The organism is Pseudomonas sp. SWRI18, assembly GCF_014268345.1.
Classification (GTDB): domain Bacteria; phylum Pseudomonadota; class Gammaproteobacteria; order Pseudomonadales; family Pseudomonadaceae; genus Aquipseudomonas; species Aquipseudomonas cedrina.
In genome coordinates this window covers 85,529-107,963 of the sequence record NZ_JACCQQ010000024.1, presented here as the reverse complement: position 1 = coordinate 107,963, position 22,435 = coordinate 85,529, and the positions used below count along the sequence as shown (strand labels likewise).

Here is a 22,435-nt window from a genome sequence, read left to right as displayed (position 1 = left end):
TGGGTTACTTTTTGCGCTCTTCAAAAAGTGACCCGCCGTAAGGGCGGAACCCTAAGCCGCCGTTACCGCAGCAACGGATATGTACTCGGTCCCCCGCACGGCAGCAAGCCCCACATTTGAATCGTATCTTAGGGATTACGCGCCAGATTCCCCGGCAACACCCGCTTGGCACTCAGATAAGCATTCTGCCAATACGCCTTATCCAAGCTATCCAGCTTCACCGTCCCACCCGTTTGCGGCGCATGCACAAAGCGCCCCTCACCCACATAGATGCCGGCGTGGCTGACCTGCGAACCACCCCCGGTGGCGAAGAACAGCAGATCGCCGGTCTGCAGGTTCTGCTCGCTGACGTCTTGCGCGCGCATCACGATCAGTTCGCGGGTGGTGCGTGGCAAAGAGATGCCGGCGGCGTCGCGGAAAACAAAACCGATCAGGCCACTGCAATCAAACCCCGAGTCCGGCGTGTTGCCGCCCCATCGGTAAGGTGTGCCAACCAGGCCGAGCGCGCGAAAGAGCACGTCGTCAGCCGCCGGCGAGAAATTCTGGGTGGAATAGTTGAACACCGGCTTAGGCTTGACCGCGACAGGCGCGGGCGGCGGTGGGCGGCTGGCGCAGGCGCTGAGCAGCACGGCGCAAACGAGGAGAATCAAGCGGGCCGAGGTCGACATGTGCAGAACAATCCTGGTCTGGATGCGGCTTTCGCTGCCGAACGCTGAAAACCAGAACGCGCAAGCAAGGCTCGCGCGAACGGATTACAGCAATGTCCAGGGATTCTAGCGCTTACACGTCAAACTTCAAGTATCACTTTAAGTTTACTTGCTGGCGGTAACCGTGGTCGGGGCCATGGCGAGTGCGCGCTTGGCTTCGATGAAGGTTTTGCTCCAGTAGCTGTCGCCCAGGCTGTCGACGCGAACACCACCACTGCGACGGCTGCTGGAGTGGATAAACTGGTTATCGCCCAGGTAGATACCGGCATGACTCACGCGACCACGGCCCGCCGTACTGAAGAAAAGCAGATCACCGGGCTTGAGGTTGTTGCGTGCGACCAACGGTGCTTTTACGTTGATCATTTCGCGGGTGGAACGCGGCAGGTTCATGCCGGCTTCTTCACGAAACAGGTAGCCGATGAAACCGCTGCAGTCGAACCCGGCTTCGGAGGTACCGCCGAAACGGTAACGGGTACCGATCAGGGACATGCCGCGTTCAAGGATGCTGTCGGCAAGGACCGGGAGCTGATAAGGCTTGCTGCCGGAAAAATCGGCCAGTTCCTTTTCAGTTGCCACCTCCTCTTCATAAACGGAAGAAGACTGTGCGGCGACGAATTTTGCCTGGGACTGTTGCTGAGGCTTCTGCTGCTCGACCACGTGTTGAGGGTGGGAGGCGCAGCCAAACAACAGGGTAACGAGTGCGAGAGGCACGAGGGGTGCGAAGCGATTTAGCATGGGCACGACCGTGGCTGGTATGTAAAGAAGCCGAGACTATGCCTTCTATCACATCGATTTGCAAATTCAATCGTGGCCTATGTGACTTCGCAATTGGACCATGACATCTAAGCCGTAATTCCATTTATCGGTTCAAATGCGTGGCCAAACAGGTCATAACGCAGGGTTTCTGGCGCCTGTAAAATGCCGAGTCTCGATGAATCAACGACTTACCAACCCAACGTCTCTTTGAGAAAAGGGATCGTCAATTTTCGTTGTGCCTGCAAGGAGGCCTGGTCGAGCTGCTCGAGCAAATCGAACAACGCACTCATGCTGCGGGTGCCACGGGTGAGAATAAAATGCCCGACCTCGTCGGTGAGGTGCAGGCCGCGCCGCGATGCGCGCAGCTGAAGGGCGCGCAATTTGTCTTCATCGGACAGCGGGCGCATCTGGAAGATCAACGCCAGGGTCATGCGCGACTTGAGGTCGGCCAGCTTGATCGGCAATTCGCGTGGCGAGGTAGAGGCTGCGATCAGCAGGCGCCGCCCGCTGTCACGCAAACGATTGAACAGGTGAAACAGCGCCTCTTCCCAATCAGCCTTGCCGGCGATCGCTTGCAAGTCGTCCAGGCACACCAGTTCGTATTGCTCAAGATGGTCGAAGATGCCGATACCGCGGTCCATCAATTCAGCCAGGGGCAGGTAGACCGCCGGCTCGCCCATTTGCTCGAAACGCAGGCAGGCGGCCTGCAACAGGTGGGTACGCCCTACGCCGTGTTTGCCCCACAGGTAGATAAGGCTTTCGGTCCACCCGGCGTCGGCTTCGCAAAGCCGCTCGACATAGCCGAGTGCAGCGGCATTGGCGCCTGGGTAGTAATTGATAAAGGTGGCGTCATCACGCAGACGCACACCCAAGGGCAGCTGAATCGGTTTCATGCTGACTGAACGGCTGCAAAAGAACCGTTAGTGGCCTCTGTGTAAAGTTTGCAAAGTTTATACCCGTGACGCCGGGCGCACAATGCAGCAGACCCCAAGCAAAATCAAAGGCTTGCGTTAACCCGTTGGATTCACGAAGATTGTTTGACGTCACGGCGCCATAAATAACAAACCCGGCCGGAGCCGGGTTGGTGATGCACGAATTTACAAGTCGGGGTCTTCAACCCCCGTATACACTTCCGAATCCTTGTACAAATCGTGCACATGGCGCACCAGCACCATGATCACCGCCGCCACCGGCAGCGCCAACAGGATGCCGGTAAACCCGAACAGCTCACCGCCCGCCAGGATCGCAAAGATCACCGCCACCGGGTGCAGGCCAATCCGATCGCCTACCAGCAACGGCGTCAGCACCATGCCTTCCAGGGCCTGGCCGACCATGAACACGGCGACGATCCCCAGCATCGGGTACAGGTCGCCGCCAAACTGGAACAGCCCCGCCACCAAGGCCGCGCCGATACCGATCACAAAGCCCATATACGGCACGATCGCGGCCAGACCGGCGATCAGGCCGATCAACAGGCCCAGTTCCAGGCCAATCGCCATCAAGCCCGCAGCATAAATGATCCCCAGGGCCAGCATGACCAGCAACTGGCCACGCACAAAGGCACCGAGCACCTCATGGCATTCCTCGGCCAGGGAGACGATGCGCTCCTCACGGTTGCGCGGCAGCAGGCTGCGGATCTTGGCCATCATGATGTCCCAGTCGCGCAGCAGGTAGAACGCAACCACCGGGATCAGCACCAGGTTGGTCAACCAGCCGATCAGCGCCAGGCTGGACGCGGTCGCCTGGCTGAGGATGACACCGACGATATCGGTGGTCTGGCCCATGTGTTCGCTGATGGCCGCCTTGACCTTGTCAAACTTCCAGAACCCATCCGACAACCCCAGCTTGGCCTGGGCCCACGGCATCGCTGTGTGCTGCAGCCAATCGAGCATCTGCGGCGCCAGCTCATACAGGCGGAACAGTTGCTTGGCCAGCATCGGCACCAGCACCAGCACCAACGCCGTGATGATCAAGGTAAACAGGGCGAACACCGCCACCACGCCCCAGGTACGTGACAACCCGGCCTTCTCCAGGCGATCCACCACGGGATCGAACAGGTAGGCCAACAGCAACGCCACCAGGAACGGCGTCAGGATCGAATGCAGCAAGAATACAAAAACGCACAGCAGGACAATCCCGCCAAGCCACACCCAACGACGCGTATCCGCCATAAACCACTCCAGCTATATAAAGAAGAAAACTGTTACCAACGAAAACGCAGTTGCGCCTGAGGCTCAGGCGCGGCAGGTGGTTGAGCGCCATCCGCCTGCGGCTGTTGAACCGGCGCCTCACCGGCAGGAATCTCCTGCAACTTGGCCAGGCTCAACTGGGTACGCAACTGATCGGCACTGCCGTTGACGCGATACACAATGCGATCGCCCTCCACCCGCTGCGGCTGAGCGCCAAAGGGTTCAAGCAGATGGCCCAGCGCGGCATAGCGCTCAAGGGTCATGCCCTGCACTTCCAACAACTGTTCAGCGCTCACGCCAGGCTTGACCGCAAAGCGCGGCGCCAGTTTCTGGCTCACCGCCAGCATCACCGCGTCCGCCACGGCGCCCGTGTCGGCACCTTGCGCGGTGCCCTGCTCGCTCTTGTCGCCCAACCACAGGCGCCATTTGGCCTGCCATTGGTTGCCCTCCTGGCGCGCATGCACCGCCAGCAAGGCGTCAGCACCGTAGCGCTCGGAGGCGGCACGCAGTGGCGTGGCGTCGGCGCTCTCAAGGTTCGGCGCAGTGGCGACCACCTGCTCATCCAGGTCGCCCAGCGGCAGGCGCAGCGGCAAGCCACGGTGTTGCGCGGCACGACGCAGCGCCTGGGCGACGGTCTGGCCATCACCGACCAGGCTGCTGCCCTCGGTGGAATCGTTCAGCCACCAGCCGAGGATTGATGGCCGGTTGCTGCCCCAGATCGACAAGCCTGCTTCACGCAGGACGCGATCAGTGCTCACCGGGTCGAAATCCACCTGCAGGCTCTCCGGCGGGCCGGCGTCATAGCCATATTGCGTGATGATTTGCTGCGGGTCTTTGCGAACGGCCGCCAGGCCCGGGCCCTCGGCGGCCTTGGCATCGCCGGTCAGACGTATCACCAGGGTCTGCACGGCGCGCTGGGTAGCCTGGTCGCGCTCTTGCGCAGACTGGCTGCCGACCGGTTCGAGTACTTGATACAGGCCATTGAGTGTTTCGGCATGACTCGCCAGGCTGACCAATGACAAGCAGCCTACAAAGAAGAATTTACACAGACGCATGGAAGATTCCCGAACGACAAATTTAGCGGCTGGATCAGACCGCGTGGACTCGGTTTGGCAGGGCTGTGACCACAGCGACCGGCAAAACACTCACGGGGTCCCGGTAGTTTTCGTACTGTCATAACGATAGCGAGTTAAAGGCTATACCTTAATACGTGCCAAAGCAGAGCCGATCAGCATTTTTTTAACCGGCTTTTTTACCGATATGCCCCTGCCCGTCGGCCCGAGGATGGCCGCTGCCCCTCAAGCCTGATAAAATCGCGCGCCTTCGCAGACCGTCAACGGCTGGGCCTTTTACCAAAAGCGCCTGCCGGCTCGGTCGTTACCCAGAAATCCCCCCTAAAGGCCTGGATCATGAGCAAGCAACCCTCCCTGAGCTACAAGGACGCCGGTGTAGACATCGACGCCGGTGAAGCATTGGTCGAACGCATCAAGAGCGTCGCCAAGCGCACTGCGCGCCCCGAAGTCATGGGCGGCCTGGGCGGTTTTGGCGCCCTCTGCGAAATCCCGGCCGGCTACAAGCAGCCTGTGCTGGTGTCCGGCACCGACGGCGTGGGCACCAAGCTGCGCCTGGCGCTGAACCTGAACAAGCACGACACCATCGGCATCGACCTGGTCGCCATGTGCGTCAACGACCTGGTGGTATGCGGCGCCGAGCCGTTGTTCTTCCTCGACTACTATGCCACCGGCAAGCTGAACGTAGACACCGCGGCGCAAGTGGTCACCGGCATCGGCGCCGGCTGCGAGCTGTCGGGTTGCTCCTTGGTGGGCGGCGAAACCGCTGAAATGCCAGGCATGTACGAAGGCGAAGACTACGACCTGGCCGGCTTCTGCGTCGGCGTCGTGGAAAAAGCCGAGATCATCGACGGCTCCAAGGTAGCCGCCGGTGACGCGCTGCTGGCCCTGCCATCCTCCGGCCCGCACTCCAACGGTTACTCGCTGATCCGCAAGATCATCGAAGTGTCCGGCGCCGACATCGAGAACACCCAGCTCGACGGCAAGCCACTGGCCGACCTGCTCATGGCCCCGACCCGTATCTACGTCAAGCCGTTGCTCAAGCTGATCAAGGACACCGGCGCGGTCAAGGCCATGGCCCACATCACCGGTGGTGGCCTGCTGGACAACATCCCGCGCGTGCTGCCAAAAGGCGCCCAGGCGATCGTTGACGTGGCCAGCTGGCAGCGTCCTGCGGTATTCGACTGGCTGCAAGAGAACGGCAACGTCGACGAAACCGAAATGCACCGCGTGCTCAACTGCGGCGTCGGCATGGTCATCTGCGTGGCTCAAGAGCACGTTGAAACTGCGCTGAACGTGCTGCGTGAAGCCGGCGAGCAGCCTTGGGTCATCGGCCAGATCGCCAGCGCCGCCGAAGGCGCGGCCCAGGTTGAACTGAAGAACCTCAAGGCTCACTGATGTCTGCAACCTGTGATGTCGTGGTGCTGCTTTCCGGCACCGGCAGTAACTTGCAGGCCCTGATCGACAGCACGCGCACCGGCGATAGCCCGGTGCGCATCGCGGCGGTGATTTCCAACCGCAGCGACGCCTACGGCCTGCAACGCGCCAGGGACGCGGGCATTGCCACCCGCTCGCTGGATCACAAGACGTTCGAGGGCCGCGAGGCCTTCGACAGCGCCTTGATCGAACTGATCGACGCCTTCAACCCCAAACTGGTGGTACTGGCCGGTTTCATGCGCATCCTCAGTGCTGATTTCGTGCGACATTACGAAGGGCGCCTGCTCAATATCCACCCTTCCCTGCTGCCCAAGTACAAAGGCATGCACACGCACCAGCGTGCGCTTGACGCCGGCGACCGCGAGCACGGCTGCAGCGTGCATTTTGTCACCGAGGAACTCGATGGCGGGCCTCTGGTCGTACAGGCAGTGGTTCCGGTAGAGTCCAACGACTCGGCGCAGAGCCTTGCGCAACGGGTTCACACCCAGGAACACAGGATTTACCCACTGGCTGTTCGCTGGTTTGCCGAGGGGCGGTTGATTCTTGGCGACCAGGGTGCATTATTGGACGGTCAGTTACTTGCGGCCAGCGGCCACTTGATTCGAACCTAGGAGATTTTATGCGTCGCGCCTTGCTCTTCGCTTTTGCGCTGTTCGCCTTGCCTGCCGTGCAAGCAGCAGATTTACATCCTTTCTCCGCCAGCTATACCGCCGACTGGAAACAGTTGCCCATGAGTGGTTCGGCAGAACGCAGCCTGACCAAAAACGGTGACGGCAGCTGGACCTTGAATTTCAAGGCTTCCATGATGATCGCCAGCCTGACCGAAACCAGCGTGATCCTGTTCGACAAGGACACCCTGCAACCGAAGAGCTACACCTTCGAACGCGGTGGCCTGGGCAAGGCGAAAAAAATCAACCTGGACTTCGACCAGTCCGCCAAGAAAGTCACCGGCTTCGAGAACAAGGACCCGGTCAACGTCACGCTTGAAAGCGGCATGCTCGACAAGTCGACGTACCAGCTTGCCCTGCAGCGCGACGTGGCTGGCGGCAAGAAGAGCATGAGCTACCGCGTGGTCGAAGGCACTGATGTCGACACCTACGACTTCCGCGTGATTGGCCAGGAAAAGGTCCAGACCAAGGTCGGCACCATCGATGCGATCAAGGTCGAGCGCGTGCGTGATCCGTCGCAGAGCAAGCGCATCACCCAGATGTGGTTCGCCAAGGACCAGGGCGGCATCCTGGTTGCCCTGCGCCAGGTGGAAACCGACGGCAAGGAATACAACATCATGCTGCAGGACGGTACCGTTGACGGTAAGGCTGTCAAAGGTAGCTGATCGGTAGATGAGCAAAGAGCCTCGCGAATGCGGGGCTTTTTTTCGTCTGCAGGTTTTGTGTTGAAGCTTCTGTCGCCATCGCAGGCAAGCCAGCTCCCACAGTTGGCATGCATTCCAAGGTGGGGGCTGGCTTGCCTGCGATGGCGATGGAGGCTTCACCACAGAGCTTTCAGACAGCCCCCCAACATGAAACTTCTGTCATAAACCGCTAAAGCGGTTTACTTAGCAAGCTATCAAAATATATAACAAAGGCCTGCGACGACTTGCCGCAGGTCCACCAGAGATTGGAGCAAGCAGATGACTGTAAAAGTAACTGAACGCGACGACGAACATATGTCCCACGAAGCCCTGGGCCATGGGATTCATATCTGGGATGTACACCAACAAGACCTGTTGGTCGGCATGTTTCACAACGAGAGCGACGCTCATAATTATAAAAACGAGCTTGAAGCCCTTGAGATGAGACGCCAGGCGCAAAGCTCCTGAAAATATCTTCTACACACGCAAACCCCGCCTATTAAGCGGGGTTTGTGCTTTTTGGGGCTGCTGCGCAGCCCAACGCGGGACGAGCCCGCTCGCCACAATGTTGTTTTTACAGCCTTACCACATCAGGTCATCAGGGATCTGGTAGGCGGCGTATGGGTCATCCTCATCCGGCACCTGGCTTTCGGTAAGCAGGTTGAGCTGCACGATACGCTCCGGAGCGCGCTCCTGGATCTTGAGCGCCGCTTCGCGCGGGATCACCTCATAGCCGCCGCCGTGATGCACGATCGCCAGGGAGCCGTTGCTCAGCTTGTTACGCATCAGTGTGTTGACCGACAGGCGCTTGACCTTCTTGTCATCCACGAAGTTGTAGTAGTCCTCGGTGGTCAGCTTGGGCAGGCGCGAGGTCTCGATCAGTTGCTTGACCTGCGCGGTGCGCGCCTTGGCCTCGGCTTTCTCCTGCTGCTGGCGGTTCAGCTCCTGGTCGCGCTTGACCTTCTCAGCGTGTGCCTCGGCAGCCAGGCGGGCCTGGGTGTCATCCGCCTCGATCTGGCCTTTGTGGACCAGGCGCTGCTGCTTCTGTTTGTCTTTGCCGACCTGCTTGGCCTGCTTTTGGTTGACCAGACCTGCTTTGAGCAACTGGTCGCGAAGGGAAAGGCTCATGGTGCTTACTCACTTAGGCAACTGCTCAACCGCAGCTGGACACGTTCTTTTCCTGACGTTTGGCTTCGCCCCAGAGGGCGTCCAAGTCTTCGAGGGTGCAATCTTCCATGGGACGGTGGGTCTGGCGCAATGCCTGTTCGATAAATCGGAAACGTCGCTCGAATTTGGCGTTGGCACCACGCAGCGCGGTTTCCGGGTCGACCTTGAGATGGCGAGCCAGATTGACCGCCGCGAACAGCAGGTCACCGACCTCGTCGGCGATGGCCGCCGTGTCGTTATCGGCCATGGCTTCGAGCACTTCGTCCAGCTCTTCGCGCACGTTATCCACCACCGGCAACGCCGACGGCCAGTCGAAACCGACCTGGCTGGCGCGCTTCTGCAATTTGGCGGCGCGGGACAGAGACGGCAGCGCGGTGGGCACATCGTCAAGCAGGGATAATTGCTCGGGAGCGTCGGACTTTTGCGCGCGCTCCTCGGCCTTGATCTGCTCCCAGCGCTCCTTGACCTGCTCTTCGTTCAGCTGCGGAATATCCAGCGGTGCGTACAGATCGCCGGTGGGGAACACGTGGGGATGGCGACGGATCAACTTGCGGGTGATGCTGTCGACGACCCCGGCGAATTCGAAGCGCCCTTCTTCCCGCGCCAACTGGCTGTAGTACACCACTTGGAACAACAGGTCGCCCAACTCGCCTTGCAGGTGATCGAAGTCACCACGTTCGATGGCGTCGGCCACTTCGTAGGCTTCTTCAAGCGTGTGCGGCACGATGCTGGCGTAGGTTTGCTTGATGTCCCACGGGCAACCGTATTGCGGGTCGCGCAGGCGGTTCATCAGGTGCAGCAGGTCTTTGAGTGAATACATCATTCTGTGTCCGATCAAATAAGAACGCCGCCGATCAAATGTGGGAGCGGGCTTGCTCGCGAAGGCGTTGGATCAGCCAATACATCTGACACTGATACACCGCCTTCGCGAGCAAGCCCGCTCCCACAGTTTAGTCCGCGTTTATCCAGCTATTCATGGCGTACGGTTACGCCGCGTCTCAATGATGTTCGGCAACTGGGAAATCCGCCCCAGCAACCGCCCCAATGCGTCCAGCCCCGGAATCTCGATGGTCAGGGACATCAACGCGGTGTTGTCCTCTTTATTCGAGCGGGTGTTGACTGCCAGCACGTTGATCCGCTCATTGAGCAGCACTTGCGACACGTCCCGCAGCAAACCGGAACGGTCGTAGGCGCGGATCACGATGTCGACCGGATAAGTCAGCACCGGCACCGGGCCCCAGCTGACCTGGATGATCCGCTCCGGCTCGCGCCCGCCCAATTGCAGCACCGAGGCGCAGTCCTGCCGGTGGATGCTCACGCCGCGTCCCTGGGTGATGTAGCCGACGATAGCGTCGCCCGGCAACGGCTGGCAGCAACCGGCGATTTGCGTCATCAGGTTGCCGACGCCCTGGATCTGGATGTCGCCGCGCTTGCCGGGCTTGTAGCCAGTGGCCTTGCGCGGGATCAGTTCCAGCTGTTCGTTGCCGCGTTCCGGCTCGACCAGTTGCTGGGCCAGGTTGACCAGTTGCGCCAGGCGCAAATCGCCGGCGCCGAGGGCGGCGAACATGTCTTCGGCGATCTTCATGTTGGCCTTTTCGGCCAGCTTGTCGAAGTCCACCTGAGGCAGGCCCAGGCGACCCAATTCGCGTTCGAGCAAGGTCTTGCCGGCGGCGACGTTCTGGTCGCGCGCCTGCAATTTGAACCAGTGCACGATCTTCGCCCGCGCCCGCGACGTGGTGATGTAACCCAGGTTCGGGTTCAGCCAGTCGCGGCTCGGCGTGCCGTGCTTGCTGGTGATGATCTCGACCTGCTCGCCGGTCTGCAGGCTGTAGTTGAGCGGCACGATGCGCCCGTTGATCTTGGCGCCCCGGCAGTTGTGGCCGATTTCGGTGTGCACGCGGTAGGCAAAATCCAGCGGCGTGGCGCCCTTGGGCAAGTCGATGGCGTGGCCGTCGGGGGTGAAGATGTAGACCCGGTCCGGTTCGATATCCACCCGCAGCTGTTCGGCCAGGCCGCCGATATCGCCGAGTTCTTCGTGCCATTCCAGCACTTGGCGCAGCCAGGAGATTTTCTCTTCGTACTGGTTGGAACCGGCCTTGACGTCGGTGCCCTTGTAGCGCCAGTGCGCGCATACGCCCAGCTCGGCCTCTTCGTGCATGGCATGGGTGCGGATCTGCACTTCCAGCACTTTGCCTTCAGGGCCGATCACAGCGGTGTGCAGCGAGCGGTAGCCGTTTTCCTTGGGGTTGGCGATGTAGTCGTCAAACTCCTTGGGAATGTGTCGCCACAAGGTATGGACGATACCCAGCGCGGTGTAGCAGTCGCGCATTTCCGGCACCAGCACACGCACGGCGCGTACGTCGTAGATCTGGCTGAAAGCCAGGCCCTTGCGCTGCATTTTGCGCCAGATGGAATAGATGTGCTTGGCGCGGCCGCTGATGTCTGCTTCGACGCCGGTGGCCTGCAACTCGGAACGCAATTGGCCCATCACGTCGCTGATGAAGCGTTCACGGTCAAGCCGGCGCTCGTGCAGCAGCGTGGCAATCTGTTTGTATTGATCGGGTTCCAGGTAACGGAAGGACAAGTCCTCCAGCTCCCACTTGATATGGCCGATACCCAGGCGGTGCGCCAGCGGCGCGTAGATATCGAAGACTTCGCGGGCGACGCGGTTGCGCTTCTCGTCGTCGGCGGTCTTGACCGCACGGATCGCGCAGGTGCGCTCGGCCAGCTTGATCAGGGCGACACGCACGTCGTCAACCATCGCCACCAGCATCTTGCGCAGGTTTTCCACCTGGCCCTGGGTACCCAGCACCATGGACTGGCGCGGGCTGAGGCTGGCGCTGATGGCGGCCATGCGCAGCACGCCGTCGATCAGCTTGGCCACGACCGAGCCGAAACGCTGGCCAACGGTGGCCAACGGGATGTGCCCCTCACGCACGCCGCGATACAGCACGGCGGCGATCAGCGAATCCTGGTCCAGCTTGAGATCGGCGAGGATCTCGGCGATTTCCAGGCCGGTGCGAAAGCTTGAAGTACCTTCGGCCCACAGGTTCTTGGCCGCATTGTCTTGCTGCTCAGACTCGCGAGCGAACTCGCAGGCTGCTTTCAAGGCTTCACGGTCCAGCGCCGGGTCGACGCTGATGGCATGATCCAGCCATGCCTCGAGATTGATACTGCCGTCGGTGTTGATCGGCTGGTGTGCTCTCACCTGTACCATCTTGCTTACCTTCCCTACGACGCACCTTGGATGCGCCAGAATTCATCGCCGACCTTGTACTGCAGGCTCCCTGGCAGATCACAGCCCAGGAAACGACAGGCCGGTCGGATTAAACGGGCATCCTAGCCCGCTTCAAATAACGCCATGGCCTCGACATGCGCGGTTTGCGGAAACATGTCGAGGATCCCGGCACGTTTTAGCCGGTAGCCTTGCTTGACCAACTCAACCGTGTCCCGCGCCAGCGTGGCCGGGTTGCAGGACACATACACCAGGCGCTTGGCCCCAAGGGTCGCGAGCGTACGCACAACCTCCAGGGCACCGTCACGGGGTGGGTCCAAGAGTACCGCAGAAAAGCCCTGTTTGGCCCATTGCGCGTCAGTCAAAGGCTGGGACAAATCGGCTTGAAAAAACTGCGCATTATGCAAATTATTCTCGGCGGCGTTGAGGGCCGCGCGGTCCACCATGGCCTGCACGCCTTCTACCGCCACCACTTCACGCACGTGGCGCGCCAATGGCAGGGCAAAGTTGCCCAGGCCGCAAAACAGGTCCAGCACCCGTTCGTCGGGTTGTGGCGCCAGCCATTCCAGGGCCTGGGCCACCATCGCCGCGTTAACCCCGGCGTTGACCTGCACGAAGTCCCCCGGCCGATAGGCCAGCGCCAGGTCCCACTGTTCCAAGCGATAACCGAGGGTCTGATCCGCCTCGACCGGCTCCGGTTGCCCCTCGCCATGCAGCCACAACTGGGCCTCATGGAAGCTGCAGAATTCTTTCAGGACCAGCAGGTCCGCTTCCGATAACGGCGACATGTGCCGCAGCAACACGGCCACGGACGTACCACTGAACAGCTCCACATGCCCCAGTGCCTGAGGTTTGCTCAAGCGGCGCAGCAGGTTGGGCAGGCGTTGCATGATAGGTTGCAAGGCCTGTACCAGCACCGGACATTCATCGATGGCAACGATGTCCTGACTGGCCACCGCGCGAAAACCCACCTCCAGGTGTTTGGCCTTGGCGTCCCAACGCACGGCCACGCGGGCGCGGCGGCGGTAGCCGAATTCCGGGCCGCTCAACGGCGCGGCCCATGCGTGCGGTTCGACACCGGCCACGCGGGACAATTGCTCGGCGAGCATGCGCTGTTTGAGGGCGAGTTGTTCGGCATGGGGCAAATGCTGCACGCTGCAGCCGCCGCAGCGGCCAAAGTGCGCACAGGGCGCCGGGCGCCGCAATTCGCTGGCCTTGAACACCCGCTCGGTACGCGCCTCGACGATTTTTCCGTGGGCGCCCAGCACCCGTGCTTCCACCTCTTCGCCGGCCAGCGCACCATTCACAAACCAGGTGCGCCCCTCAAAGAACACGATGCCGCGACCGTCATTGGCCAGGCGCTCGATGGTCAGGCGTTGCTTCTTGCCCACCGGAATCTGCGGGGCCCGGCTGCCGCCCGTAGGTTGGAAGCGCAGGCCTCTCTCGTGCTTGGCCATCAGTTGGGTTCGTCGAAAATGCCGGTCGACAGGTAGCGGTCGCCTCGGTCACAGATGATCGCGACGATCACCGCGTTTTCCACCTCTTGGGACAGGCGCAACATACCGGCCACGGCGCCACCGGACGACACGCCGCAGAAAATGCCTTCTTCACGGGCCAGTCGGCGGGTGGTGTCTTCGGCTTCACGCTGGGCCATGTCGATGATGCGGTCCACGCGGGTCGCGTTGTAGATCCTGGGCAAATACTCTTCTGGCCAGCGGCGGATACCTGGGATGGCCGCGCCTTCCATCGGTTGCAGACCGACGATCTGCACGTCCGGGTTCTGCTCCTTGAGGTAGCGCGAATTGCCCATGATGGTGCCGGTGGTGCCCATGGAACTGACGAAATGGGTAATGGTGCCCTGGGTCTGGCGCCAGATCTCCGGGCCGGTGCTGGTGTAGTGAGCTTCGGGGTTGTCGCCGTTGGCGAACTGGTCCAACACCTGGCCACGGCCTTCGGCGGCCATGCGCTCGGCAAGGTCGCGCGCGCCTTCCATGCCCTGCTCCTGGGTGACGAGGATCAGCTCGGCGCCGTAGGCCGTCATCGCGGCCTTGCGCTCGGCGCTGGAGTTGTCGGGCATGATCAGGATCATCTTGTAGCCCTTGATCGCCGCGGCCATGGCCAGGGCAATCCCGGTGTTACCCGAGGTGGCTTCGATCAGGGTGTCGCCGGGCTTGATCTGCCCGCGCAATTCGGCACGGGTGATCATCGACAATGCCGGGCGGTCTTTTACCGACCCGGCCGGGTTGTTGCCTTCGAGCTTGAGCAACAGGGTATTGCTGGTTTCACCCGCCATGCGTTGCAAGCGGACCAGGGGCGTGTTGCCGACGCAATCGGCGATTGTGGGGTACTGCAAGGTCATGGCGTATTCGCAATCCAGACTGCGGGGCGCACATCATACCGGGAAAGGCCGGCAGGCCATATCACGCAAAGTGCGGTGCTTATGGCTTAAAGGAATAAGCGAGGGAGGTGGTGGCTGAGCTTGCCCCCGATGGCCGCGCCTCGATAACCCGCCTAACCCAAATGCCCGTCGCCATGATTTCTTTGAAAAATCTCCTGACCCATCGCCGCAATCTGGCCTTCGATCAGCGCTTCGAAGGGTTTGAGCAATGGCTCGAACGAGGCTGGCGCTTCCAGCACCTGCAACGCCTGTGTGATGGCTTCTACCGTCGACAGCGCCCCTGCGCCCGGTGCCTTGCGTAGCCGGTAACGCGAAATGCCGCCGTCGTTCAACGTCACCCGTGGCAACGCCGCCAGCAGGGGATTGAGATGCAGCAGTTTGCGCGCCTTGCGCCAGGTGCCGTCGGGAACCACCAACAACAGCGGTTGATCCTCGGGCGCATAGGCTTGCAGCGGCTGGGCGTCATCCGCCGGAAACAGCAGCCGGGCCTGATAACCGGGCGGGTTCAATAAAGTCGCCAAATCCTCGAACACCTCCCCCACCACCAACTGCGCATTGTTCAAGCCCAGCGCTGCCAGACGCGCGGTGTTCAGCGCATGGCCGACCTCGCTCGGATGCTGCAGCAGCAACACACGGGTGCGGCTGTCGAGGCTGGGAATCAGCGCGCACAGGCAATGGTTGGTGGGGCGTTGGCAACGGGCACATTGCGGTCTGGACATGGTGTTTTCAGGCCTGGTTGAGCTGGGCTTTGAGCAGATCGCGAAAGGTCTGGATCAGCGGTTCGCGGCTGCGGCCACGGCGCATGATCATTGAGAACGGCGCCTGGTAGCCGAAGGTAGCGGGCAGCAACACGCGCAAGTCGCCCTTGTCGGCCCACGCCTGGGCGTAGTGCTCCGGCAGGTAGCCGATATAGGCGCCGGAGAGCACCAGGATCAACTGCGCCTCCATGCTTTCCACCGTGGCGGCGCTGTGTTTGAAACCATGACGAGCCAGCTCCGCCTGGCTCCAGTAGCCGCGTCCCACCATACGCTGCTGAGTGATGACCTGCTCCGGAATGCGCCGCTCATTGAACAATGGGTGCCGAGAACTGCAATACAACCAATGCTGCTCACGATACAGCGGCATGTAGATCAGGCCGCTCATACGGTTGGAGAAGGCGCCGATGGCCAGGTCCAGGCGATTGTCCTGCACGCCCAGTTGCAGCTCGTAGGGGCTCATCACCGACAAATGCAGGTGCACCGCCGGGTGTTCCAGGCTGTAGGCGCCGATCACCTCGGCGAACGGCAGGGCCTTGTCGCTGACGGTGGAATCGAGCACGCCGAGCTTGAGGGTGCCGCGCAACTCGCCCTTGAGTGCAGCGGCATATTGCTCGAAACCTTCCAACTCCCCCAAAAGACGCAGGGTTTCCTGATGGAACAGCTCGCCCTTGCTGGTCAGGCTGAAACCGCCCCGGCCACGATGGCACAGCACCAGGCCCAGCGCCGACTCCAACTGGCTCATGTAGGTGCTGATGGCCGACGTCGACAGGTTGAGTTCGTGCTGGGCGTTGGCAAACCCCTGGTGCCGCACGACGCTGACGAAGATGCGCAGGAGTTTCAGGTCGGGCAAGGCGTTGGCCATCGGTTCTCCGGATTCAACTGATGCAACGCAATCCCTTGTGGGAGCTGGCTTGCCTGCGATTGCGGTGTGTCTGTCAGGTATCTACACAATTTTCAAAGGCTGACAAATTTCCCTGTAGTGAGCGGGCTTGTCCCGCGTTGGGTGGCGAAGCCGCCCCAATAAAGACACCGCGCAATTTCAGATAACCCACATCGCCTGGTTTGGGGCCGCTTCGCGGCCCAGCGCGGGGCGAGCCCGCTCACTACAAAGACGTCACAGGCAAGCCAGCTCCCACCCTGGACCGAGTTCGACAGGCCAGCATTGAAGCCGGGCAGTTTACCCCAGACTTTAGTTTAGAAAAATCTGAACTAAGTATTTGCCCCTGCCGATTCTTTCGTTTCCACGTATTTCGCAGAATCGGCCCCAGATAACCACAACAACGATGAGGCACTCCCGTGGACAAGATTTTTCACCAACCACTGGGCGGCAACGAAATGCCGCGCTTCGCCGGCATCGCCACCATGATGCGTCTTCCTCACCTGCAAACGGCCAAAGGCCTGGACGCCGCCTTTGTCGGCGTGCCCCTCGACATCGGCACCTCGCTGCGCGCCGGTACCCGCTTCGGTCCGCGTGAAATCCGCGCCGAATCGGTGATGATCCGCCCCTACAACATGGCCACCGGCGCCGCGCCGTTCGACTCGCTGTCGGTGGCGGACATCGGCGACGTGGCGATCAACACCTTCAACCTGCTCGACGCCGTGCGCATCATCGAGGAAGCCTACGACGAGATCCTCGAGCACAACGTCATCCCGATGACCCTGGGCGGCGACCACACCATCACCCTGCCGATCCTGCGGGCGATCCACAAGAAACATGGCAAGGTCGGGCTGGTGCACATCGATGCGCACGCCGACGTCAACGACCATATGTTCGGCGAGAAAATCGCCCATGGCACCACCTTCCGCCGCGCCGTGGAAGAAGGCCTGCTCGATTGCGACCGTGTGGTGCAGATCGGCCTGCGCGCCCAGGGCTACACCGCCGAAGACTTCAACTGGAGCCGCAAACAGGGTTTCCGGGTGGTCCAGGCCGAAGAATGCTGGCACCACTCCCTCGCGCCGTTGATGGCCGAGGTGCGCGAAAAAGTCGGTGGCGGCCCGGTGTACCTGAGCTTCGACATCGACGGCATCGACCCGGCCTGGGCGCCCGGCACCGGCACGCCGGAAATCGGCGGGCTGACCACCATCCAGGCGATCGAGATCATCCGTGGCTGCCAGGGCCTCGACCTGATTGGTTGCGACCTGGTAGAAGTTTCGCCGCCCTATGACACCACCGGCAACACTTCGTTGCTGGGCGCCAACCTGCTGTACGAAATGCTCTGCGTACTGCCCGGCGTGGCCCATCGCTGATGAGCGCGCACGAAGTGCTGCAAGCTGCCGCCGACCTGGTGGCGGCCTTCGCGCGCAATGACCGCGCCGCCTACTTCGACGCGTTCACGGCCGATGCCAGCTTTGTGTTCCATACCCTCCCCCAGCCGCTGCTAAGTCGCGATGCCTACCAGGCAGTGTGGGACAGCTGGCGCCGGGACGAGGGGTTCGAGGTGCTGTCTTGCGCCTCGAGCAACGCCTTTGTCAGCCTGCAGGGTGACGTGGCGATTTTCATGCATGACGTGGCCACCGAGCTGCGCATGAACGGGGAGCAATTCTTCAGCCAGGAACGCGAGACCATTGTCTTCAAACGGCAAGGCGCTCGCACACAACAAGAAAAAGGCCTGTGGCTGGCCTGTCACGAACATTTGTCCGCTATGCCGGAAGGGCTGCCGCCCCCTTAGCCAATGTGATCGGAGCTGATCATGAATAATAAAAACAACGATAAACGTATTCGCAAGATAGAAACCAACGGGGTCGAACAGATCCCCGACCACGAACGCACCGCCGGCCCCATGGACTTGTTCCGCCTGATCTTCGGCGGTGCCAATACTTTTGCTACCGCGGTGCTGGGCTCCTTCCCGGTGCTGTTCGGCCTGTCATTCCAGGCCGGCGTCTGGGCGATTGTGCTGGGCGTGCTGGTGGGTGCGCTGATCCTCGCCCCAATGGGCCTGTTCGGGCCGCTCAATGGCACCAACAACGCCGTGTCTTCCGGTGCGCACTTCGGCGTACACGGACGGATTGTCGGCTCATTTTTGTCGCTGCTGACAGCGATTGCCTTCTTCTCATTGTCAGTGTGGAGTTCAGGCGATGCGTTGGTGGGCGGTGCGAAACGCCTGGTCGGCTTGCCGGAAACCGAACTGACCCTGGGCCTGGCCTACGGCGTGTTCGCCCTGCTCGTCCTGACGGTGTGCATCTACGGCTTTCGCTTCATGCTGTGGGTCAACCGCATCGCGGTGTGGGCGGCGAGCCTATTGTTTCTGCTGGGTGTGTTCGCGTTTGCACCGGCGTTCGACAGCCAGTTCGCCGGCTCCGTCGCCATGGGCCAGCCCGGGTTCTGGGCAGCGTTCATTGGCGCGGCACTGGTGGCCATGAGCAACCCGATTTCCTTTGGCGCCTTCCTGGGTGACTGGTCGCGCTATATCCCGCGCCAAACACCGAAAATACGCATCATGCTGGCCGTCGTCGCGGCACAGATCGCCACCCTGATCCCCTTCCTGTTCGGCCTGGCCACTGCGACCATCGTGGCGATCAAGGCACCGGACTACATCGCCGCCAACAACTATGTCGGCGGTTTGCTGGCGGTGGCGCCCACCTGGTTTTTCCTGCCGGTATGCCTGATCGCGGTGATCGGCGGCATGTCCACCGGCACCACATCGCTGTACGGCACCGGGTTGGACATGTCCAGCGTGTTCCCGCGCCTGTTGTCGCGGGTCAGGGCCACGCTGCTGATTGGGGTGATGTCGATTGCCTTCATCTTTATCGGACGTTTCGCCGCCAACCTGGTGCAGAGCGTATCGACCTTCGCCGTACTGATCATTACCTGCACAACGCCGTGGATGGTGATCATGATCATCGGCCTGATCGTGCGTCGCGGCTTCTACTGCCCGGACGACTTGCAGGTGTTCACCCGCGGTGAAACCGGCGGCCGCTACTGGTTCAGCCATGGCTGGAACTGGCGCGGGCTGGGGGCGTGGATTCCAAGTGCGCTGGTGGGCCTGTGCTTCGTCAACCTGCCGGGGCAGTTTGTCGGGCCACTGGGAAGTCTGGCAGGTGGCATCGATATCAGCCTGCCGGTGACGCTGGGGTTGGCCTCGGTGGTGTACCTGACCTTGCTTCGTGTATTTGCCGAACCTGTGGCCGTGTACGGGCCGACCGACCCCCGCAGTAAGCGCACGGATGCGCGCGTTAAACCGGCGCTGCAACCCGCCGCCTGATCGCCCATAAAAAAGACAATTGGAGAATCGCCGCAATGGCTTTGGATTTATTCGTCGTACTCATCTACGCCGCCGGCATGCTGGTGCTCGGCTACTACGGCATGCGCCGCGCCAAAACCCATGAAGACTACCTGGTGGCCGGGCGCAACCTGGGCCCGTCGCTGTACATGGGCACCATGGCCGCTACGGTGCTGGGCGGTGCATCGACCGTCGGCACCGTACGCCTGGGCTATGTGCATGGCATCTCGGGCTTCTGGCTGTGTGCCGCGCTGGGCGCGGGGATCATCGCGCTGAACCTGTTCCTGGCCAAGCCGCTGCTCAAGCTGAAGATCTTCACCGTGACCCAGGTCCTGGAAAAACGCTACAACCCCATGGCTCGCCAGGCCAGCGCGGTGATCATGCTGGCCTACGCGCTGATGATCGCCGTCACCTCGATCCTCGCCATCGGCACCGTGTTGCAAGTGCTGTTCGGCCTGCCGTTCTGGATCTCGGTGTTGCTGGGCGGTGGCGTGGTGGTGGTGTACTCGACCATCGGCGGCATGTGGTCGCTGACCTTGACCGACATCGTGCAATTCGTGATCAAGACTGTCGGCCTGATGTTCATCCTGTTGCCGATCTGCCTGTACCGCGTCGGCGGCTGGGACGAACTGGTGGCCAAGCTGCCTGCGTCGAGCTTCAGCTTCACCGCGATCGGCTGGGACACAATCATCACCTACTTCATGATCTACTTTTTCGGCATCCTGATCGGCCAGGACATCTGGCAACGGGTGTTCACCGCACGTGACGAAAAGGTCGCCAAGTACGCAGGCACCTTCGCCGGTTTCTATTGCATCCTCTACGGCCTGGCCTGTGCGCTGATCGGCATGGCGGCGCATGTGTTGATCCCGGACTTGGACAACGTCAACAACGCCTTTGCCGCGATCGTCAAAGTGTCGCTGCCCGACGGCATTCGCGGCCTGGTGATTGCTGCTGCCCTGGCGGCGATGATGTCCACCGCCAGCGCCGGCCTGCTGGCTGCCTCCACCGTACTGACCGAAGACCTGCTGCCGCGTCTGCGCGGTGGCATGCAATCGAGCCTGGCGCTCAACCGCCTGTTCACCCTGCTGACCGGCATCGCCGTGCTGGGTATCGCGTTGCTGGTAAGCGATGTGATCAGCGCCTTGACCCTGGCCTACAACCTGCTGGTGGGCGGCATGTTGATTCCGCTGATGGGCGCGATTTTCTGGAAGCGCGCAACCACGTCGGGGGCCATCACGTCCATGGTCCTGGGCTTTGTGACGGCGCTGGTGTTCATGTTCAAGGATGGGCTGGATGCGAACACGCCGATTTACTACAGCCTGGCGGTTGGGCTGGTGAGTTTTATCGTGGTGAGTGTGTTATCGCGCAAGCCGGACACGGCGGTGGCTCGGGCGGTTTGATGCATAGCGGGGTCTAGAGCGGTTTCTTCAGCGGGCGCGACGTCGGATGTCGTGCCCGTTTTTTTCATTCAACTTAGCGTTTGCCTGGATAATTTCCTGGACCAGAGAGGCCCAGACTAGCCCCTGCGTCATGCTCCCAGTATAAGTTGCCCCGTCTGCGATTCGGTTGTACGCAGATCTATAAACTATTGAAAGTCCTTCCTTGAAATCCGCGGCACTGACGACGAAGTGTTCTTTGCTCAACTCAGCAATTTGGCTCAAATCCAAACGCTGGGGACGAAACTGAACGCCAGAGCGCTGCAAGAGTGCCTTAAGCGCATCCTCAAGATGGATCTCTCCATCGTAATCCGACACCTGCGCGAAGTGTCCCAGCGAAGGATTGTCAGCCCGTAACTTTTCCAACAACTGAGTACCTGCGCGGTTGCACTCACCGGTCAAACACTGATTTCTTGAAAGCAGATAGTCGTTGTGTGTCGGCTTTGCGGTCGTCTCCATTGACAGATGACGCATGTTCACCCTTTTATGACCGGCTCCATCGCTCTGCTGATTACCTTCGTACACCACGACATGATAATTCGCCAGACGGAGCATCAAGGCCTGGAGCAGACCGTTAATACCTCTACCGATGATCGACACGCGAGGTGCACTGGTACACACCTGTAGAGAAGGGATCGTCAATGAATGTGCAAGTTTGCGCCTGACGAGACCGCGCAAGGCCGTCAAGCTCAGTTGAACGCAAACCGCATAGTCCAAGTCGCAATTGCAGGCTTCGGTGGTTGCCGCCTGTGTAGTCAGCGTCGCCGGGTTGCGCCATGTGGAGACATCGCAGCCAAGGGTTTGCGTGCGTATGCCAAACGCATCCAATGTCGTAGGCCCATAGTCCACAATAAGCTGGATGCCTTCATCGACTGCCAGCGCGTGCAACGCATCGTCGCTGAACACATCCGGCTTGGCGACACAGACCAGGCGCGCGTGTTCCTGCATACCCTGGATCAGGACCGGATCGATGCGATGAGTGGTGTCATCATTCAGGGCTAAGCAGATCGCGACAGCAGTGGCTCCCTCCAGCGCCTCTGACCAGCCCACCACAAATGACATGCGGCTATCGTAAAAGGCCCCGCCGTGAGCGTCCGGTGCTCGACCGTGTCGAACCAACACCTTGATCCGGACATCAGGATCTCGATCAAGCAGTAATTTGACAAGCTCTTTTCCTACGTTGCCGTATCCGAGTACGCGGACATCGGCGGGCATGGAACCATCGGCCAGTGCGCGATATAAGCCGCAACGTGCGGTGCGTTGATTCCAGGCGTATTGACCACTCGGATGCCGTTGGCTTTGCACAGGTCCAGTTGCACTTTATCCAGGCTTGTTCCTCTGCGGATCAGGTTGAGGTCGGGCAATAACCTCTGCATCGATGACCTGGTCTCCAATGACGATGGTTGTTGGGCGCAGGAGTGCGATCTGCAGGAGCAGCGTTTGCCTGGTTAAGGTCGGGGGAAGAAACACGACGTTACCGGGTGCGTCAGCCTTCCAAGCTTTCGACACAGGTGCGATATGTAAAACACTGTCGGTTGTGGCGATGAGTGATGCGGCGACCGGCGGAACCGAAGAGAGCGGCATGGCGTGTCTCCAACCATCTTGACGTATTGGAGCACCTCGAAAAGGCGCATGGGCTAGGTCCGAAACAAGTTGTCTCGTTCTCTGAGGGAACCCAACCTACGCGCGTTTTTTAAAACAAATAAGCCAG

Annotated in this window: 23 protein-coding genes; 8 read left to right on the top strand and 15 right to left on the bottom strand. The window is 60.9% G+C overall.

All coding sequences use genetic code 11. From position 1 onward, the window contains the following. Positions 1–128: 128 nt before the first annotated feature. The 5 genes from H0Z09_RS23015 to H0Z09_RS22995 all read right to left on the bottom strand — a co-directional run bounded on the left by H0Z09_RS23015 (position 129) and on the right by H0Z09_RS22995 (position 4,707). Positions 129–668 (bottom strand): C40 family peptidase, encoded by a 540-nt coding sequence (locus H0Z09_RS23015; protein WP_186693740.1) that lies wholly within the window; start codon positions 666–668, stop codon positions 129–131. Positions 669–812: 144 nt separating this feature from the next. Beyond that, the gene (locus tag H0Z09_RS23010; protein ID WP_076952932.1) at positions 813–1,442 is read right to left on the bottom strand and encodes an NlpC/P60 family protein; all 630 of its coding nucleotides are present in this window, start codon (positions 1,440–1,442) and stop codon (positions 813–815) included. Positions 1,443–1,651: 209 nt separating this feature from the next. Next, on the bottom strand, positions 1,652–2,356 hold the full coding sequence (gene hda / locus H0Z09_RS23005; protein ID WP_058424954.1) for a DnaA regulatory inactivator Hda: 705 nt from the start codon (positions 2,354–2,356) through the stop codon (positions 1,652–1,654). 204 nt (positions 2,357–2,560) lie between these two features. Beyond that, positions 2,561–3,634, bottom strand: coding sequence for an AI-2E family transporter (locus H0Z09_RS23000; RefSeq protein WP_076952931.1), 1,074 nt, complete (start codon positions 3,632–3,634; stop codon positions 2,561–2,563). Between the two features lie 32 nt (positions 3,635–3,666). Next, positions 3,667–4,707 carry a DUF2066 domain-containing protein gene (locus tag H0Z09_RS22995; protein ID WP_186693738.1) on the bottom strand — a complete coding sequence of 347 codons (1,041 nt, stop codon included), beginning with the start codon at positions 4,705–4,707 and terminating at the stop codon, positions 3,667–3,669. 354 nt (positions 4,708–5,061) lie between these two features. On the opposite strand from H0Z09_RS22995, the gene purM reads away from it, so the two are divergent. The 4 genes from purM (at position 5,062) to H0Z09_RS22975 (ending at position 7,978) form a co-directional block, all read left to right on the top strand. Continuing rightward, positions 5,062–6,120, top strand: a complete 1,059-nt coding sequence (gene purM, locus H0Z09_RS22990) for a phosphoribosylformylglycinamidine cyclo-ligase (protein WP_186693736.1) — start codon at positions 5,062–5,064, stop codon at positions 6,118–6,120. Beyond that, a complete protein-coding gene (purN, locus tag H0Z09_RS22985; RefSeq protein WP_076952928.1) occupies positions 6,120–6,770 on the top strand; it encodes a phosphoribosylglycinamide formyltransferase in 651 nt (216 codons plus the stop codon). Before purM ends, purN begins: the two co-directional genes overlap by 1 nt. Before the next feature lie 8 nt (positions 6,771–6,778). Then, on the top strand, positions 6,779–7,492 hold the full coding sequence (locus H0Z09_RS22980; RefSeq protein ID WP_186693734.1) for a DUF3108 domain-containing protein: 714 nt from the start codon (positions 6,779–6,781) through the stop codon (positions 7,490–7,492). A 297-nt stretch (positions 7,493–7,789) separates the two neighbouring features. Next, positions 7,790–7,978, top strand: a complete 189-nt coding sequence (locus H0Z09_RS22975; RefSeq protein WP_044287624.1) for a hypothetical protein — start codon at positions 7,790–7,792, stop codon at positions 7,976–7,978. 114 nt (positions 7,979–8,092) lie between these two features. Here H0Z09_RS22975 and H0Z09_RS22970 read toward each other — a convergent pair whose 3' ends face one another. The 7 genes from H0Z09_RS22970 to H0Z09_RS22940 all read right to left on the bottom strand — a co-directional run bounded on the left by H0Z09_RS22970 (position 8,093) and on the right by H0Z09_RS22940 (position 15,930). Then, entirely contained in the window at positions 8,093–8,638 is a 546-nt protein-coding gene (locus H0Z09_RS22970) for a DUF2058 domain-containing protein (protein ID WP_076952926.1), read from the bottom strand. 25 nt (positions 8,639–8,663) lie between these two features. Beyond that, on the bottom strand, positions 8,664–9,497 hold the full coding sequence (mazG, locus tag H0Z09_RS22965) for a nucleoside triphosphate pyrophosphohydrolase (RefSeq protein ID WP_186693732.1): 834 nt from the start codon (positions 9,495–9,497) through the stop codon (positions 8,664–8,666). A gap of 153 nt (positions 9,498–9,650) precedes the next feature. Beyond that, complete coding sequence (gene relA, locus H0Z09_RS22960) at positions 9,651–11,894, bottom strand: GTP diphosphokinase (protein WP_076952924.1); 2,244 nt, start codon at positions 11,892–11,894, stop codon at positions 9,651–9,653. A 122-nt stretch (positions 11,895–12,016) separates the two neighbouring features. Further along, positions 12,017–13,369 (bottom strand): 23S rRNA (uracil(1939)-C(5))-methyltransferase RlmD, encoded by a 1,353-nt coding sequence (rlmD, locus tag H0Z09_RS22955; RefSeq protein WP_186693730.1) that lies wholly within the window; start codon positions 13,367–13,369, stop codon positions 12,017–12,019. Further along, a complete protein-coding gene (gene cysM / locus H0Z09_RS22950) occupies positions 13,369–14,271 on the bottom strand; it encodes a cysteine synthase CysM (protein ID WP_076952922.1) in 903 nt (300 codons plus the stop codon). Before cysM ends, rlmD begins: the two co-directional genes overlap by 1 nt. 152 nt (positions 14,272–14,423) lie before the next feature. Beyond that, positions 14,424–15,029 carry a DTW domain-containing protein gene (locus tag H0Z09_RS22945; protein ID WP_186693727.1) on the bottom strand — a complete coding sequence of 202 codons (606 nt, stop codon included), beginning with the start codon at positions 15,027–15,029 and terminating at the stop codon, positions 14,424–14,426. A gap of 7 nt (positions 15,030–15,036) precedes the next feature. Next, the gene (locus tag H0Z09_RS22940) at positions 15,037–15,930 is read right to left on the bottom strand and encodes a LysR family transcriptional regulator (protein ID WP_076952920.1); all 894 of its coding nucleotides are present in this window, start codon (positions 15,928–15,930) and stop codon (positions 15,037–15,039) included. A 434-nt stretch (positions 15,931–16,364) separates the two neighbouring features. Here H0Z09_RS22940 and speB point away from each other — a divergent pair, with 434 nt between their 5' ends. Genes speB through H0Z09_RS22920 form a run of 4 tightly spaced genes read left to right on the top strand, consistent with a single transcriptional unit; the run spans position 16,365 to position 20,688 of the window. Then, positions 16,365–17,315 carry an agmatinase gene (gene speB, locus H0Z09_RS22935; RefSeq protein WP_064453522.1) on the top strand — a complete coding sequence of 317 codons (951 nt, stop codon included), beginning with the start codon at positions 16,365–16,367 and terminating at the stop codon, positions 17,313–17,315. Beyond that, entirely contained in the window at positions 17,315–17,737 is a 423-nt protein-coding gene (locus H0Z09_RS22930) for a nuclear transport factor 2 family protein (protein WP_186693726.1), read from the top strand. The genes speB and H0Z09_RS22930 overlap by 1 nt, the downstream gene beginning before the upstream one ends. A 21-nt stretch (positions 17,738–17,758) precedes the next feature. Beyond that, on the top strand, positions 17,759–19,270 hold the full coding sequence (locus H0Z09_RS22925) for a cytosine permease (protein WP_186693725.1): 1,512 nt from the start codon (positions 17,759–17,761) through the stop codon (positions 19,268–19,270). A gap of 35 nt (positions 19,271–19,305) precedes the next feature. Then, a complete protein-coding gene (locus H0Z09_RS22920; protein ID WP_186693723.1) occupies positions 19,306–20,688 on the top strand; it encodes a sodium:solute symporter in 1,383 nt (460 codons plus the stop codon). A 27-nt stretch (positions 20,689–20,715) separates the two neighbouring features. On the opposite strand, the gene H0Z09_RS22915 is transcribed toward H0Z09_RS22920, so the two are convergent. From H0Z09_RS22915 to H0Z09_RS27410, 3 genes are read right to left on the bottom strand one after another with little or no spacing between them, the layout of a single operon-like run. Further along, positions 20,716–21,939 carry an NAD(P)-dependent oxidoreductase gene (locus tag H0Z09_RS22915; protein ID WP_238340291.1) on the bottom strand — a complete coding sequence of 408 codons (1,224 nt, stop codon included), beginning with the start codon at positions 21,937–21,939 and terminating at the stop codon, positions 20,716–20,718. After that, positions 21,900–22,100, bottom strand: a complete 201-nt coding sequence (locus tag H0Z09_RS27415; RefSeq protein WP_238340290.1) for a hypothetical protein — start codon at positions 22,098–22,100, stop codon at positions 21,900–21,902. Before H0Z09_RS27415 ends, H0Z09_RS22915 begins: the two co-directional genes overlap by 40 nt. Next, positions 22,045–22,308, bottom strand: coding sequence for a hypothetical protein (locus tag H0Z09_RS27410; protein ID WP_238340293.1), 264 nt, complete (start codon positions 22,306–22,308; stop codon positions 22,045–22,047). Before H0Z09_RS27410 ends, H0Z09_RS27415 begins: the two co-directional genes overlap by 56 nt. Positions 22,309–22,435: the final 127 nt, after the last annotated feature.